The organism is Pannonibacter phragmitetus DSM 14782, assembly GCF_000382365.1.
GTDB lineage: Bacteria > Pseudomonadota > Alphaproteobacteria > Rhizobiales > Stappiaceae > Pannonibacter > Pannonibacter phragmitetus.
This window is the reverse complement of sequence record NZ_KB908220.1, coordinates 1-15,797: the sequence shown is the minus strand read 5'-3', so window position 1 is coordinate 15,797 and position 15,797 is coordinate 1. Positions and strand designations below refer to the sequence as shown.

Sequence of the window (15,797 nt, the reverse complement as noted above, 5' to 3'; positions counted from 1 at the left end):
GGTTGGCTGTGGTGAGTGAGGCAGAGAAGGGCCGGGACGCTTCGGCAGGGCTTGAGGCAATGCTGGCAGGGCGGACTGCGCCGCTTCGGCTGGTCATTCTCGGGGCCACGGGCTCCATCGGCCGCAGCACGCTGGATCTGGTTGCCCGTTATCCGGAGCATTTCGAGATTGCGGCCCTTGTGGCCGGTCAGGATGCGGCCGGGCTTGCGGAACTTGCCCGTCAGACCGGGGCCGGTTTTGCCGCTCTGGCCAATCCTTCAAAAGGCGAAGAGCTGGCCGCGTATCTTGCCGGAACTGGTATTGCCTGCGGCGCAGGTGAAGCTGCGGTCATCGAGGCGGCGCTTTGGCCCGCAGACATGGTGATGGCGGCCATTGTCGGCGCTGCCGGCTTGCGCCCCACCTTTGCAGCGCTTGAAGCGGGCCGGACCATCGCGCTGGCCAACAAGGAATGCCTCGTCTGCGCCGGGGACCTGTTCATGGCCGCCGCAGGGCGGGCAGGGGCAACGGTGCTGCCGGTCGATTCGGAGCACAATGCCATCTTCCAGGTGCTGGAGAGCCGCAATCTGGCGGAAGTGGAAAAGATCATCCTCACCGCTTCGGGCGGCCCGTTCCGCACGCTCTCCCTTTCCGAAATGGCGCATGTTTCGCCTCAACAGGCATTGAAACATCCCAACTGGAGCATGGGCAGCCGCATCACCATCGACAGTGCTACCTTGATGAACAAGGGGCTGGAGGTGATCGAGGCCTCGCATCTCTTCCCGCTGCGCCACGATCAGATCGAGGTTCTGGTGCATCCGCAATCGGCCATCCATGGCATGGTGCAATACACGGATGGCTCGCTGCTGGCGCAGCTGGGACCGGCCGACATGCGCACACCCATCGCCCATTGCCTTGCGTATCCCTCCCGGATGCCGGTGCCGGGGGCACGGCTCGACCTTGCTAAGCTCGGTTCTCTGACCTTTGAAGCTCCGGATATCAAGCGGTTTCCGGCGCTCGGCCTCGCGCTGGATGCCATGCGGGCAGGGGGCTGCGCACCGGCTGCACTGAATGCTGCCGATGAAGTTGCGGTTGCCGCATTCCTGTCCGGGCAGATCGGCTTTACGGGCATTGCCGGTCTGGTGGGGGCGGTGCTCGACAGGCTTGCTGCCGGGCATGATCTGGCTCCGGCTGCAGACATCGATTCCATCCTGGCGCTTGATATGCAGGCGCGGGCCTTGGCTCACGAATTGCTGAACCGCTTTGCATTGACCTGACCGCCGCCAGGAGGGAGGTTTTCCCCGCCGCATTTGGCGCCTGCGACTAATTTCCGCCATACATCTGGCATCACCTTGACTGGATGGCTATGTTCCGGGCGAGAAAGGGGCGAAACATGACCGCTCCGCTACCCGCGTGTTGCGCAAGTTCAGGATAGGTGAATGGATCTTCTCGCAGCCCTGTCGTCACAGCCGGTGCTCACCCTGCCAGCCTTCCTGTTCGTGCTGACGGTTGTTGTTTTCTTTCATGAGCTTGGCCATTTTGCTGTGGCCCGCTGGTGTGGCGTGGACGTTGAGGCCTTCTCCATCGGTTTCGGCCGTGAGCTGGTTGGCTTCAATGACCGCAAGGGCACACGCTGGAAGCTCTGCCTCATTCCGCTGGGCGGCTATGTGAAGTTTTCCGGCGACGAGAATGCCGCCAGTGTGCCTGACCATGAAAAGGTGGCGGCCATGAGTGCAGCGCAGCGTGCGGGGGCCTTCGTTGCCAAGCCCGTCTGGCAGCGCGCAGCCGTGGTTGCCGCTGGCCCGGTCGCCAATTTCATTCTCGCCATCGTCATCTTTGCCTTCATTTTCGGCGCTTTTGGCCGCGTCGTCTCGACGCCTCTGGTCGGTGAAGTCCAGCCGGAGAGTGCAGCTGCCGAGGCCGGGCTTCAGCCCGGCGATCTGATCACTGCGGTCAACGGCACTCCGATCGAGACCTTTGCCGAGTTGCAGCGCATCGTCAGCGTCAGCGCCGGTGTGCCGCTGCAGCTGGAGATCGAGCGCCAGGGGCAATTGACGGACCTGACCGTGACGCCGCAGCTGCGCGAGCTGAAGGACGATTTCGGCAATGTGCAGCGCATCGGTCTTCTGGGTGTGTCACGAACGGTACAGGAAGGTGACAGAATTCAGAAAACCTATGGTCCTTTCGAGGCAGTGAAAGAGGGTGTTAACGAAACATGGTTCGTTATGGTGCGGACCGTGGAGTACATCGGCAAGGTGGTGCGCGGAAGCGAGCCGGCCGACCAGCTTGGGGGGCCGATCCGCATTGCGGAAGTGGCCGGACAGGTGGCGACGCTTGGCTTCATACCGCTGCTGCAGCTTGCTGCAGTCCTGTCGGTCAGCATTGGCCTGCTCAATCTGATGCCGGTGCCGATGCTGGATGGAGGACATCTGGTTTATTATGCTGCGGAAGCTGTCAGAGGGCGGCCGCTCAGTGAGAAAGCGCAGGAATTCGGCTTCCGTATCGGCCTCACGCTGGTGCTGATGCTCATGGTTTTTGCGACCTGGAATGACCTGTCACGCCTTGTCAGCCGCTGGCTGCCTGCGTGACATGCCCGCAACGCATTCAAATGAAATCTGTTTCGTGTGAATCGTGCGGTTGCGTATTCGGCAAAAGGATGTAAAACCAAGGCCGGATGCTGAGAATCTGACTATGATCCTTCGGGGTCAGTTTTGTGAAAAAGGCATAGCTCGAATATGCAGCGACTGCGGAAAATCTCCCGCGCCGTGATTTTGTCGGCGCCGCTCCTTGTCACCGGCGGGGTGCTGCCTGACCCGTTCGGGTCGTTTGTATCCACTGCGGAGGCAGCCGTTGCGGGTTCCATCGTCGTGCGTGGCAACACGCGCATCGAGGCTGAAACCGTCGCGAGCTACATGACCATCAAGCGGGGGCAGCAGTATTCTGCGGCCGATATCGACGAATCGCTCAAGGCGCTTTTTGCGACGGGGCTGTTTGAAGATGTCCGCATCACGCAGCAGGGCGGCGCCTTGGTCGTCAATGTTGTGGAAAATCCGGTCATCTCCCGCGTGTCCTTCGAGGGCAACAAGCGCCTGAGCCCCGAGACCCTCAAGGGTGTGGTTCGCACCACTGAGCGCTCGATGCTGAGCCGCAGCAAGGTGCAGAGCGACGTCCAGAACATTCTGGAAGCTTACCGCCGCTCGGGCCGTTACCGCGCTTCGGTTGATCCCAAGACCATCGACCGCGGCAATGGCCGCGTCGATCTGGTGTTCGAGATCAACGAAGGCGAGAAGACCGGTGTCGAGCGCATCAGCTTCGTCGGTAACAAGAACTTCGGCGACCGCCGCCTGCGCGATGTCATCCGCACCCGTGAAAGCGGGCTGCTGAGCTGGCTGCGCAGCTCCGATACCTATGATCCGGACCGTCTGGCGGCCGATCAGGAGCTGCTGCGTCAGTATTACTATCAGCACGGCTATGCCGACTTCCGCATCATCTCGGCCAGTGCTGACCTCGATCGCGAACAGAACGTCTTCTACGTCACCTTCACGGTGGACGAGGGCGAGAAGTACGAGATCGGCAGCGTTGAAGTTCAGAGCTCCCTGTCGTCCATCGATCCGGAGAGCCTGAAGTCCTACGTCCGGACCAGCGCTGGCGACACCTACAACTCCAAGCGGGTTGAGCAGTCGCTCGAAGATCTGACGCTGCAGGTCTCCAAGGAAGGCTACGCCTTTGCCGAGGTGCGTCCGCGCGCCCTGCGTAATTACGAGACCAAGACGATTGATCTCGTCTACAACATCGAAGAAGGCCCGCGCGCCTATGTCGAGCGGATCAACATCCGTGGCAACGACCGGACGCGCGAATATGTCATCCGCCGCGAGTTCGATCTGGCGGAAGGTGATGCCTTCAACCGCGTTCTCATGGACAAGGCCGAGCGCCGTCTGAAGAACCTCGGGTTCTTCAAGGAAGTGCGCATCACCACTGAACGCGGCAGCTCGCCCGATCGCGTTGTCATCAACGTGGACGTGGAAGAACAGGCCACGGGTGAAGTGTCCTTCGGCGTCGGTTACTCGACCACCGACGGCGTCATCGGCGATGTCTCCATCAGCGAAAAGAACTTCCTTGGCCGCGGTCAGTATGTGAAGCTCGGCGTTGGTGGTGGTGAGAGCACCCAGTCCTACGAGTTCGCTTTCCAGGAGCCTTTCTTCCTGGGCCGCCGTATCGCGCTGGATCTCGAGGCCTATCGCCGTGTCTCGAAGAACAACGATTACCGCAGCTATGATGAAGAAGTCACCGGTGGTGGTTTCGGCTTCACTCTGCCGCTTCGTGAAGACGAGCTGTCTCTGAAGCTGTTCTACAACATCTATGAGACGAAGATTAAGGATCCGAAGAACCTTGCCACCAACTTGGCAACCTGTTCGCGGAACGCCAATCTGTCTCCGGCTGTCTGTGACGCTCTGGGAACTTACCTGACGTCTCTGGCTGGTTACGCGCTGATTTACAACACGCTCGACAACAACGTGAACCCGTCGAGCGGTCTTTACGGCAAGTTCCAGCAGGAATTTGCAGGTATCGGCGGTGACACACAGTTCATGCGCTCGACTGTGGAAGGCCGTGCTTACCACGAGATCTTCCCGGATGCCGGGATCGTCGGTAACGTCACGCTGCGTGCCGGTCATATTCAGGGCTTTGGCAGCAAGCGTCTGCGCATCTCCGATCAGTTCATGATGGGTGGCGAACTTGTTCGCGGTTTCCAGAGCCAGGGTATTGGCCCGCGTGACAGCAGGACGGGTGACGCTCTCGGTGGCCGGTTCTACGTGGCTGGTACCGTGGAAGCGACCTTCCCGTTCCCGGTCATTCCGGAAGAATTCGGTCTGAGCGGTGCGGTCTTCGCGGATGCAGGTTCCCTCTGGGATGCCGACGACAAGCTGATCAAGGCTGTGGGCACCAACGGTGTGAACAGCAACAGCTTCAAGGTCCGCGCTTCGGTGGGTGCAGGTATCCGCTGGCAGTCGCCCTTTGGTCCGCTGCGCATGGACTTCGCCGTGCCTGTGGTCAAGGAAACCGGCGACAAGACCCAGGTCTTCCGTCTCGGCGGTGGCACCCGGTTCTAAGCCGGAGAAGCAGAAATTCAACGGCCGCCGCATCAAACGGCGGCCGTTTTCTTTTGTAGTCAGAACATCTTGCGGGAGACAGTTCATGTCCGATCCCATCTTCTTCCCGCCCATGGCAGAGCTGCCGCTTGAGCGGATTGTGGCCCTGTCCGGCGGCGAGCTTCAGCGCGGTGACCCGGCTCTTCTGATCAGCAAGGTGGCGCCGCTGGAGGATGCGGAGCCAGGTGCGCTGGTTTTCTTCGATAATGTGAAGTACCTCGCCCAGCTCGGCAGCACCCGGGCAAGTGCCTGCATCGTTGCACAGAAGCATGTGGCCAAAGTGCCGGAAGAAGTGGCTGTCATCGTCTGCAAGGATCCGTACAGAGCTTGGGCGCTTGTGCTGGCGGGCCTGTTTCCTGCGGCCATGAAGCCGGAGCCCTTTTACGGCGAGACACGGATTTCGGAGCGGGCAACCGTGCATCCGGCTGCCGTCATTGAAGAGGGCGCCGTCATCGAGCCGGGTGCCGTCATCGGAGAAGGCGCCGAAGTTGGTGCGGGCTCCCATATTGGCCCCAATGCCGTCATCGGTTGCAATGTGCGTGTCGGCCGGGAGTGCCGGATCGGCGCCAATGCCGTGCTGCAGCACGCCCTGCTTGGCAACCGGGTCATTCTTCATCCGGGCGTCTGTGTCGGACAGGATGGTTTCGGTTATGCCATGGGTCTTGGCGGGCATCTGAAGGTGCCTCAGATTGGCCGTGTCATCATTCAGGATGACGTGGAAATTGGCGCAAACACGACCATTGACCGCGGCGCCAACCGTGACACCGTGATTGGCGAAGGCACCAAGATCGACAATCAGGTCCAGGTTGGCCACAACGTCGTTGTCGGCCGCCACTGCGTGATCGTTTCGCAGGTCGGACTTTCCGGAAGCTCGACCCTGGCCGACTATGTGGCCATTGGCGGACAGTCCGGTGTTGCCGGCCACGTGGAAATCGGCATGGGCGCACAGATCGCTGCGGTCAGCGTCGTCAATGACGCGGTTCCGGCAGGCGGGCGCTACGGCGGCGTGCCGGCCAAGCCGGTGAAACAGTGGTTCCGTGAAATCACGGCGCTGAAAAAACTGGCAGAACGCGGATCTGATGCCTGACAGGCGCTTTACACTGCGATAAACAGCAGCAAACGACAGTTTCCCTGCAAGAGGGCGATGGATATGGAAGAACAGAAGACAACGCTCAACACCGCTGACATCATGCGTGTCATGGAGCTCCTGCCGCACCGCTACCCGTTCCTCATGATCGACAGGATCATCGAGATGAACGGGGACGAGTCCTGCATCGGCATCAAGAATGTCACGATCAACGAGCCGCATTTCCAGGGGCATTTTCCGGCTCATCCGGTGATGCCGGGCGTTCTGCTGATCGAGGCGATGGCGCAGACGGCCGGGGCGCTCTGCGTCAACTCCCTGAGCACCGGCGACACGCCGCAGCTCGTCTATCTCATGACTGTCGACAAGGCCAAGTTCCGCAAGCCGGTGATGCCGGGTGACCAGGTCGAATTCCATGTGAAGAAGATCCGTAACCGTCTCAACATCTGGAAATTTGAGGCGATTGCCAAGGTGGATGGCGCTAAGGTCGCTGAAGCTGAAATCAGCGCCATGATCGTTGACGCCTGAGGAAATCATGTCCCACATTCATCCCTCCGCAATCATTGAAGACGGTGCGTCTCTCGGTGACGGGGTTCGCATCGGGCCTTTCTGCCACGTGGGCAAGGATGTGGTGCTGGGCGATGGCGTCGAGCTGAAGTCGCATGTGGCCGTTGCCGGATCCACCCGGATCGGTGCGCGCACGGTCATCTTCCCCTTTGCGTCCATCGGCCATCAGGCCCAGGATCTCAAGTTCAAGGGCGAGCACGCAACGCTGAGCGTGGGCGAGGACTGCATCATCCGGGAAGGCGTGACGATGAACGCCGGAACGGAAGGGGGCGGCTCCACGACCACCATCGGCAACCGTTGCGCTTTCCTTGCGAATTCTCACGTCGGCCACGACAGCCATCTGGGGGACGGCTGCGTGCTGTCCAACAATGTGATGATTGCCGGCCACGTCGAAGTGGGCAGCCACGTCATTTTCGGCGGCGGATCGGCCGTGATCCAGTTTACCCGCATTGGCGACCACGCCTTTGTCGGTGGCCTGGCGGGTCTTGAGAATGATCTCATTCCCTATGGCATGGTCACGGGCAACAGGGCGCGGCTTGGCGGTCTCAATCTCGTCGGCCTGAAGCGGCGCAACTTCCCGCGTGAGCAGATCCATGCCCTGCGCGCAGCCTACCGCGAGCTGTTCGAGAGCGAGGAAGGCACGCTGCGTGACCGCGCCCAGAAGATTGCAGACAGCGTGACGGACCAGCCGCTGGTGAAGCAGGTGACGGATTTCATCCTCGTCGAGGGTGAGCGCCGCTTCTGCACACCGCGTGGCCCTGCGGGCGATGCCTGAGATGACTGCCGCCAGCGATGCCGGAAAGACCGGGGCTTCCACAGGATGCCTCGGCATCATCGCGGGCGGGGGGCGTCTGCCTGGGCTTATTCTGGCCGACCTGCAGGCCCGGGGCGAGCCCGTGCATCTTGTCGCCATCAAGGGCGAGGCCGAGCCGGAGCTTGCTGCCCAGGCCGATGTCGAACTGGGCTGGGGCCAGATCGGACAGCTGTTCAAGAGCCTCAAACAGGCGCACTGCGACCGGGTGCTGCTGATCGGCGGCATTACCAAGAGGCCGGATTTTACCTCCGTCATGGGGGATCTGGGCACCATGCGCCGCCTGCCTGCCATCCTCAAGGCGATGATTGGCGGCGATGACAGTCTTCTGACCCGTGTGATCGGCATCTTTGAAGCCGAAGGCCTCAAGGCTGTTGGCGTGCGCGATGTTGCCCCTGCGCTGCTGGCTCGTGCCGGGTTGCTCGCCGGAAAGACACCGGATGAGGATGCCGCCGCAGATATGGCACTAGCCTACAAGGCGGTGCAAAGGCTGGGTGAACTGGATATTGGCCAGGCCGCTGTCGCCATTGGCGGGCGTGTGATCGCGCTGGAAGGGGCCGAGGGCACCGATGCGATGCTGGCGCGCTGCGCCGAGCTGCGGCGCATTGGCCGGGTCAAGACCAAGGGCGCAGCGGGCGTTCTGGTGAAGGCGGCCAAGCCCGGGCAGGATCTGCGCGTGGATCTCCCGACAATAGGCCCGCGCACGGTCGAGCTTGCCAAGGCGGCAGGGCTTGCCGGCATAGCGGTGGAAGCAGGCCATGCGCTGGTGGCCGATGAGGCTGAGACAGCAGCGGCCGCCAAAGCGGGCGGATTGTTCCTCTTCGGCCTGACGCGAAACGGGAGCGATGCAGCATGAACACTGAGGTGATGGCCGGCAATCCGGCGCGTCCGCTGAAGGTGTTTCTGGTGGCTGGCGAGGAATCCGGCGATTCTCTTGGCGCCAATCTCATGGCCTCGCTGAAGCAGCTGCACGGCGGCGCAATTGTCTTTGAGGGCGTCGGCGGCGAGCGGATGGCGCATCAGGGGCTGGAGAGCCTCTTTCCGCTGTCCGACATTGCAGTGATGGGGCTCACGGCGGTCTTGAAGCGCCTGCCCACCATCGTCCGGCGCGTCTATCAGGCTGTCGATGCGGCAATTGCCGCCAATCCGGATGTGCTGATCATCATCGACAGCCCGGATTTCACGCATAATGTCGCCAAACGGGTGCGCAAGCGCGCGCCGCATATTCCCATTGTCGATTATGTGTCGCCCTCCGTCTGGGCCTGGCGTCCGGGCCGGGCGAAGAAGATGAGCGTCTATGTGGACCGTCTTCTGGCGCTGCTGCCGTTTGAACCGGCGGCCCACAAGCGTCTCGGCGGCCCGCCCACCTTCTACGTCGGTCATCCGCTGATCGAGAAGGCGGCCTTGCTGCGTCCGGCTGCAGGTGAGCGCAAGCCGGTGGGCGAGGGCGCTCCCGTGCTGCTGCTGCTGCCCGGCAGCCGCCGCAGCGAGGTGGATGCACTGCTGGATGATTTCGGCCAGATCCTGTTGCAGCTTGCCCCGCTTCATCCGGGGCTGGAAGTGCTGCTGCCGGCGGTGCCGCATCTGGCGGACCGTATTACGGAGCGGGTTGCCGGCTGGCCGTTGCCGCCGCAGATCATCCGGGGCGAAGCGGAAAAGTTTGCAGCCTTCCGCCGTGCGCATGCTGCGCTGGCAGCCTCCGGCACCGTATCGCTGGAACTGGCGGCCTCCGGTGTGCCCATGGCGATCTGCTACCGGCTCGACTGGTTCTACCGGCGCCTGAAGCAGCTGCACAAGATCATGCCGATTGCCAGCGTCTCCTCCATGGTGCTGCCCAACATCATTCTGGAGCGCAATGTGGTGCCGGAGTTCCTCGATGAGGAGGTCAATCCGGAGCGCCTTGTGCCCGTCATCTCGAAGCTGTTGAGCGATACGCCCGAGCGGCGCACGCAGGTGGACGCTTTCACGGCGCTCGATGGCATGATGCGCCTGCCGGATGGCCGCTCCCAGAGCGAGGCCGCGGCCCGGATCGTGCTGGATCTCCTCAAGTCGTAATACCAAGGCTTTCGATGCTGACGCATCACGCCTTGAAAATGCTCAAGCCCGCCTTTTCCTGTTCTGCATGCACATAGCAAAAAGGGCGCCGTCTGGCGCCCTTTTCGTGTCTGTCAGATCAGAAGATCTCAGCTGCGGTTGCCGAGCGGCACGTAGTCACGCTGCGGGGCGCCGGTGTAGAGCTGGCGCGGACGGCCGATGCGCTGGGACGGATCTTCGATCATCTCGTTCCACTGTGCGATCCAGCCCACGGTGCGGGCGAGGGCGAAGAGCACGGTGAACATGGTGGTCGGGAAGCCGAGCGCACGCAGGGTGATGCCCGAGTAGAAGTCGACGTTCGGGTAGAGCTTCTTCTCGATGAAGTACGGATCGTTGAGGGCGATCTTTTCCAGCTCCAGAGCAACCTGCATCAGCGGGTCATCTGCATGGCCGGTGGCCTCCAGCACTTCGTACATGGTCTTCTGCATGATCTTGGCGCGCGGGTCATAGTTCTTGTAGACCCGGTGGCCGAATCCCATCAGACGGAACGGATCGTTCTTGTCCTTGGCGCGCTCGATATATTCGGGGATGCGGTCAACCGAGCCGATTTCCATCAGCATGTTGAGCGCAGCCTCGTTGGCGCCGCCGTGTGCCGGGCCCCAGAGGCAGGCAATGCCGGCCGCGATGCAGGCGAACGGGTTGGCGCCCGACGAACCGGCAAGACGCACGGTCGAGGTCGAGGCGTTCTGCTCGTGGTCGGCGTGCAGGATGAAGATGCGGTCCATGGCGCGGGACAGGACCGGGTTGACCTTGTACTCCTCGCAAGGCACGGCAAAGCACATGCGCAGGAAGTTGGAGGCGTAGTCGAGGTCGTTCTTCGGGTAAACGAAGGGCTGGCCGACGTGGTACTTGTAGGCCATTGCGGCGATCGTCGGCATCTTGGCGATCATGCGCAGCGAAGCGACCATGCGCTGGTGCGGATCGGTGATGTCGGTCGAGTCGTGATAGAAGGCGGAGAGGGCACCCACGGTGCCGACCATGACGGCCATCGGGTGAGCGTCGCGGCGGTAGCCGGTGAAGAAGCGGCTCATCTGCTCATGCACCATGGTGTGGTGCGTGACGCGGTAGTCGAAGTCTTTCTTCTGGGCGGCTGTCGGCAGTTCGCCGTAGAGAAGCAGATAGCAGACTTCGAGGAAGTCACCCTTCTCGGCCAGCTGCTCGATCGGGTAACCGCGGTGCAGAAGCACGCCTTCGTCGCCATCGATGTAGGTAATCTTGGATTCGCACGATGCGGTCGAAGTGAAGCCCGGATCGTAGGTGAACATGCCCGTCTCTTTGTAGAGAGTGGAGATGTCCACGACCGACGGTCCGATGGAGCCATCGAGAATCTTGAAATCGCTGGCCTTGCCGTCAACGGTCAGGTTGGCTTTCGTGTCGCCCATTCAGGTAACCCCTTCGTCTGGAACTGCCGGTGCATTCTGGCGTTGGGAGCGCCGCAGACCTTGACTGATCTGCCTGATGCTTGCACGGCGGTTGAAATAGCCCCGGATTGCGTATCCCATTTGAGCAGGGGCTGCAAGCTGCATGCTGCACTGCCCATGGCGCGAAAACGTCTGCGCCATGGGCCTGGTTCCAATAAATAACGCTGAACGTTATTCTGAAAATACCTGTCCGATCAGGCGTCAAGCAGCCTGATCGGCAATGCGGCCAAGGGATTCGTCCTTGCCCAGAACCACCAGCACATCATAGATGCCGGGCGAGGTGCCACGGCCCGTCAATGCAGCGCGCAGAGGCTGCGCCACCTTGCCAAGCTTGAGGTTTTCGGCTTCCGCGAAGGCCTTGACGGCAGCTTCCGTGCTTTCCAGTGACCACGTGCCGTCAGCCTGCAGCAGCGGCAGGAGGCGGGCAAGGATCGACTTGCCGTCTGCGTCAAGAATGGTGCCGGCCTTCTCGTCGAGGTCAATTGGCCGCACCCGCCAAAGGTATGATGCGCTTTCGGTGAGTTCCACCAGCGTCTTGGCGCGCTCCTTGAGGCCAGGCAGGGCTGCCAGCACCTTGGCTTCATTGCCGGGGGCGGCCATCCAGTCGAGAATGGCGGCGCCGCCCTCGTTATGGGCAATGCAGGCCTTCCAGTGCACCAGCAGGTCCGCATCGGCGGTGGCGCGCATGTAGTGGCCGTTCAGGTTCTCCAGCTTCTTGAAGTCGAAGCGGGCCGGCGAACGGCCAATGGACTCAAGGCCGAACCAGGAAATCATGTCTTCGGTGGACATGATCTCGTCGTCGCCATGGCTCCAGCCGAGACGGGCGAGATAGTTGCGCATGGCGGCAGGCAGATAGCCCATGGCGCGGTAGGCTTCCGCTCCCAGCGCGCCGTGGCGCTTGGAAAGCTTGGCGCCATCCGGACCATGAATCAGCGGGATGTGCGACATGCTGGGCACGTCCCAGCCCATGGCCTGATAGATCAGGGTCTGGCGGGCGGCGTTGGTCAGATGGTCGTCGCCACGGATGATGTGGGTCACGCCCATGTCATGGTCGTCCACCACCACGGCCAGCATGTAGGTCGGCACGCCGTCCGAGCGCATCAGGACGAGGTCGTCGAGATCCTTGTTCGGGAAGGTGATGCGGCCCTGCACCTGATCATCAACGATGGTCTCGCCCTCGAGCGGCGCGCGCAGGCGGATGGCCGGGGCGACACCCGCAGGAGCTTCGGAAGCATCACGGTCGCGCCAGGTGCCGTCATAGCGCGGCGGGCGGCCTTCGGCGCGGGCCTTCTCGCGCATCTCTTCCAGTTCCTGCGGCGAGCAATAGCAGCGGTAGGCGGTGCCGCGCGCCAGCATCTCTTCCACCACTTCCTGATGGCGCTTGACGCGGCCGAACTGGGACACGGGCTCGCCGTCCCAGTCGAGGCCGAGCCAGGTCAGGCCGTCGAGCAGCGCATCCACGGCTTCCTTGGTGGAACGGGCGCGGTCGGTGTCCTCGATGCGCAGCAGCATCTTGCCGCCGTGGCGCTTGGCAAAGAGCCAGTTGAAGAGAGCCGTGCGGGCGCCGCCAATATGAAGGTAGCCGGTCGGGGAAGGCGCAAAGCGCGTGACGATCTGGTCAGCCATGGTCAGGATGTTGTTTCTCTGTCAGAGTGAGGTGATGCCGGTCAGAACCGGAATCCGGTTGCTGGCTCTTTAGCACAGGCGCGCGGCCCGGCAAATGTCCGGGGTGCAGCGAATGGACAAAGGGTATGGGCAAGGCTGGTGAGGCGCACCGGCAGTGTGGGGCGGGTTTGCGTTTGGCGTATGAAGCAGGGGCCGCAGGGCCATGGCCGATGCAGGGCTGACAGGCTCTGCAACAGATGACAGGGCGCCGCCGCCGCGCCGCCCGTTTTCCATTCCTGACTGGTTTTACCGTCATGGTGAGCGCCTGTGGCGCAAGCGGCCGCATGCGCCCGATGCCGGACTGCTGAAACCGGCTGCAGCGGTCAGCCGCAAGGTCCCGCGTGATCTTGCCCCCGTGCTGCAGGCCTTTGCCTTCTGCGGTGGCATTGCGCTTTATTTTTCCGCCCCGCGTGAGCCCAACGGCTGGGTGCTGATGGCGCTGGCCTTTGCGGCGCTTGCCTTTGCTCTGTGGGCGCATTGGCGCGGGCGGCTTCATGCTGTGGCGCTGGTTCTGGCCTTGGCGCTGGCTGGGGCAGCGGCAGGGGCCATGCGCACGGTCAGCATTGCTGCGCCCGTGCTGAAGGGTCCGGTTTCAGCAGAGATTTCCGGCCACGTTTCAGGCATCGCCGGAGCGGGCGCATCCCGGCAGGTGACGGTTGATGTGGCGCACTGGTCGCGCCGGGGCGAGCCGCCGGCGCGGGTGCGGCTGGTGCTGCGGCAGGCGCAGAAGCTTGCCATTGGCGATGCCATCAAGGTGAGGGCCCGGATGGTGCCGCCCTCCGGCCCGGTGCGTCCGGGCGGCTATGACTTTGCCTTCCGCGCCTATTATGACCGGATCGGTGCCACCGGCTTCGTGCTGGGTGCGCCGGAGACAATAGAACTGCCGCCGCCGGGGCTCCGGCTGAAGGCGCTCCGGCAGATCGAGGCTGTGCGGGCGGGCCTTGTCGAAGGCATTCGCGCCGCCCTTGGCGAGGGCGACCGGGCGGCGCTGGCGGCTGCGTTGCTTGTCGGGGACAGAAGTCTCATTTCAGATGAAGCGGTCGAGGATCTCAGAGAATCCGGGCTGGCGCATGTGCTGTCGATCTCCGGCCTGCACATGGCGCTGTTTGCGGGCGGTGTCTATGCGGCAGCGCTGGCGCTGCTGGCGGCCTTTCCGTTGCTGGCGCTACGTCTGCCCATCCACAAGATCGCCGCCTGTGTGGCCCTTGTGACGGCAACCGCCTATCTGCTGCTGTCAGGCGCCAGTGTGCCGACGCAGCGCTCCTATCTGATGATTTCGCTGGTGTTTCTGGGGCTGTTGACCGGGCGGCGCGGCCTCAGCCTGCGCAGCCTGTCGCTGGTGGCGCTGGCGCTGCTGATCGTGGCGCCGGAAGACCTTTATGACCCCGGCTTTCAGATGTCCTTTGCCGCCGTTCTTTGTCTGGTTGCGGTCTATGACGACTGGTCACGCCGTCCGGCCACCAAGATGAATGCGGCACGGCGGGCGAGCCTCTCGCCCTTCCGCCGCATTCTTTCATCTGTTGTGTTATGGGCTGGCGGACTGGCGGTGACGTCGCTTGTGGCCGGTGTGGCGACGGGGGTGATCGGGGCCTATCACTTCGACCGGGTGTCGCCCTATGGGCTGCTCGGCAATCTGCTGGCCATGCCTGCCGTCTCCTTCATCGTCATGCCGGCCGGTGTGCTGGCCTTCCTGCTGCTGCCTTTCGGCCTTGCGGATCTGCCTCTGGCGGTGATGGCCTGGGGCATTGACCTGATGCTCGCCTCAGCCAGTTTCACCGCCTCGCTCAGCGATACAGACGGGGTGACCGGACAGATGCCAGCCCTTGCGGCGGTGATTCTCACGGCCTCTGTCTTCATGCTGCTGCTGGCGAGCGGGCGCTGGCGGGCCCTTGCGGCGGTGCCGCTCGGCATTGGTCTTGTCTCGCTGATGCTCTTCCGCCCGCCGGATATCATGGTGGCGGACAGGGGCGCGCTGGTGGCGGTGCGCGATGTCTCAGGGGATTTGCGGGTCACTGCCTCGAAGGTCGGCTTTGCTGCGGAAACCTGGCTTAGGGGGGATGGGGTGCCGCCGATGGCCTTCGAGGCCCGCCGCCTGCTGCCGCGCGACATGGCCTGTGATCCGTCCGGCTGCGTGGTCGAGGCCTATCCGCTGCCTTCGGAAGAAGGGGCTGGGGTGGCGCCACTTCGCGTGGCTCTCAGCCGCAGCCTGGAGGCGCTGGAGGAGGATTGCCGCCTTGCGGATATGGTCATCAGCAGCTTCACCCTTCCGCGTTCTTGCGCAAAGGCGCTGGCCATCGGCGGGCCGGAGCGCACGGAGAAAGGCGCACTCGCCCTCTGGCTGGAAGTGGTGGAGGGCAGGGTGGTGATCACGCACCTGCAATGGGCCCGCCCCGTCCGCACCCGCCCCTGGCACGGGGCGCCGTGAGGGCGCGGTGTCTATCCCGGACAGTCAGTCAGGCTCCAACTCCTCTCCCCCCTCAAGGGCAGGGCTATCGCATATGGCTGATGAGCGATGTGAGGAAGTCCTCGTCCCATCCAGCCTTTTTGATTTTCCGCCTGATTGAGGCCTTGTCAGGATGGGATCGGATGACGTTGAGGGCGATTTTTCGCAGGAGGGCGATGTTCTGGGGGCCGTTGTCCTTGCGGTTTCTGGCGGCGTCCTCGCAGAAGTGGACGTCGAGGACCCAGTGCAGTTTGTTTTCGATGTGCCAATGGGTTCTGACGGTCTCGATGAGGGCGTCTGGCGGCATGATCCTGGACAGGAGGAAGAAGCGGACATGACTGGTCTGGGTGCCATCTGCATGACGGCAGGCGGTCTCGACGGAGCCGACGGCCTGCAGCCCGGGGAAATCGAGGCCTGTGGCGGCCACGACGCTGGCCCGGCGCGTCTCGGTCCGGTCATGGGCGGTTTCCGGGGCGAGCAGGATGCTGCCGGTCTGGTCCCCATCCTCGATGAGGGCTTTGGCCTGCTTCAGGAGGCTGGGCTGGTTGTCCTTGAGGGCCAGAACATAGTCACCGCCGGTGGCCAGAAT

General features: G+C 62.8%; 12 protein-coding genes. 9 read left to right on the top strand and 3 right to left on the bottom strand.

All coding sequences use genetic code 11. From position 1 onward, the window contains the following. Window positions 1–59 precede the first annotated feature (59 nt). The 8 genes from dxr to lpxB all read left to right on the top strand — a co-directional run bounded on the left by dxr (window position 60) and on the right by lpxB (window position 9,640). Window positions 60–1,253 carry a 1-deoxy-D-xylulose-5-phosphate reductoisomerase gene (dxr, locus tag H163_RS0111065; RefSeq protein WP_026355727.1) on the top strand — a complete coding sequence of 398 codons (1,194 nt, stop codon included), beginning with the start codon at window positions 60–62 and terminating at the stop codon, window positions 1,251–1,253. 162 nt (window positions 1,254–1,415) lie between these two features. Continuing rightward, complete coding sequence (rseP, locus tag H163_RS0111060; RefSeq protein WP_019964648.1) at window positions 1,416–2,564, top strand: RIP metalloprotease RseP; 1,149 nt, start codon at window positions 1,416–1,418, stop codon at window positions 2,562–2,564. A 147-nt stretch (window positions 2,565–2,711) separates the two neighbouring features. Continuing rightward, window positions 2,712–5,084, top strand: coding sequence for an outer membrane protein assembly factor BamA (bamA, locus tag H163_RS0111055; protein WP_019964647.1), 2,373 nt, complete (start codon window positions 2,712–2,714; stop codon window positions 5,082–5,084). An 85-nt stretch (window positions 5,085–5,169) separates the two neighbouring features. Further along, on the top strand, window positions 5,170–6,210 hold the full coding sequence (lpxD, locus tag H163_RS0111050) for a UDP-3-O-(3-hydroxymyristoyl)glucosamine N-acyltransferase (protein WP_019964646.1): 1,041 nt from the start codon (window positions 5,170–5,172) through the stop codon (window positions 6,208–6,210). Window positions 6,211–6,267: 57 nt separating this feature from the next. After that, complete coding sequence (gene fabZ, locus H163_RS0111045) at window positions 6,268–6,735, top strand: 3-hydroxyacyl-ACP dehydratase FabZ (protein ID WP_019964645.1); 468 nt, start codon at window positions 6,268–6,270, stop codon at window positions 6,733–6,735. A 7-nt stretch (window positions 6,736–6,742) separates the two neighbouring features. Then, window positions 6,743–7,549, top strand: a complete 807-nt coding sequence (gene lpxA, locus H163_RS0111040; protein WP_026355726.1) for an acyl-ACP--UDP-N-acetylglucosamine O-acyltransferase — start codon at window positions 6,743–6,745, stop codon at window positions 7,547–7,549. Between the two features lies 1 nt (window position 7,550). Then, window positions 7,551–8,441, top strand: a complete 891-nt coding sequence (locus tag H163_RS0111035; protein ID WP_051105372.1) for an LpxI family protein — start codon at window positions 7,551–7,553, stop codon at window positions 8,439–8,441. After that, the gene (gene lpxB / locus H163_RS0111030; RefSeq protein ID WP_019964642.1) at window positions 8,438–9,640 is read left to right on the top strand and encodes a lipid-A-disaccharide synthase; all 1,203 of its coding nucleotides are present in this window, start codon (window positions 8,438–8,440) and stop codon (window positions 9,638–9,640) included. The genes H163_RS0111035 and lpxB overlap by 4 nt, the downstream gene beginning before the upstream one ends. Before the next feature lie 128 nt (window positions 9,641–9,768). On the opposite strand, the gene gltA is transcribed toward lpxB, so the two are convergent. Continuing rightward, window positions 9,769–11,061, bottom strand: coding sequence for a citrate synthase (gltA, locus tag H163_RS0111025; RefSeq protein ID WP_019964641.1), 1,293 nt, complete (start codon window positions 11,059–11,061; stop codon window positions 9,769–9,771). 240 nt (window positions 11,062–11,301) lie between these two features. Next, entirely contained in the window at window positions 11,302–12,726 is a 1,425-nt protein-coding gene (gene gltX / locus H163_RS0111020) for a glutamate--tRNA ligase (RefSeq protein WP_019964640.1), read from the bottom strand. A gap of 202 nt (window positions 12,727–12,928) precedes the next feature. Here gltX and H163_RS22695 point away from each other — a divergent pair, with 202 nt between their 5' ends. Continuing rightward, window positions 12,929–15,190 carry a ComEC/Rec2 family competence protein gene (locus tag H163_RS22695; RefSeq protein WP_019964639.1) on the top strand — a complete coding sequence of 754 codons (2,262 nt, stop codon included), beginning with the start codon at window positions 12,929–12,931 and terminating at the stop codon, window positions 15,188–15,190. Window positions 15,191–15,254: 64 nt separating this feature from the next. Here the strand turns inward: H163_RS22695 and H163_RS0111010 are convergent. After that, window positions 15,255–15,797, bottom strand: a 543-nt coding sequence (locus H163_RS0111010) for an ISAs1 family transposase (RefSeq protein WP_019964638.1), incomplete at its 5' end; no start/stop codon positions are given.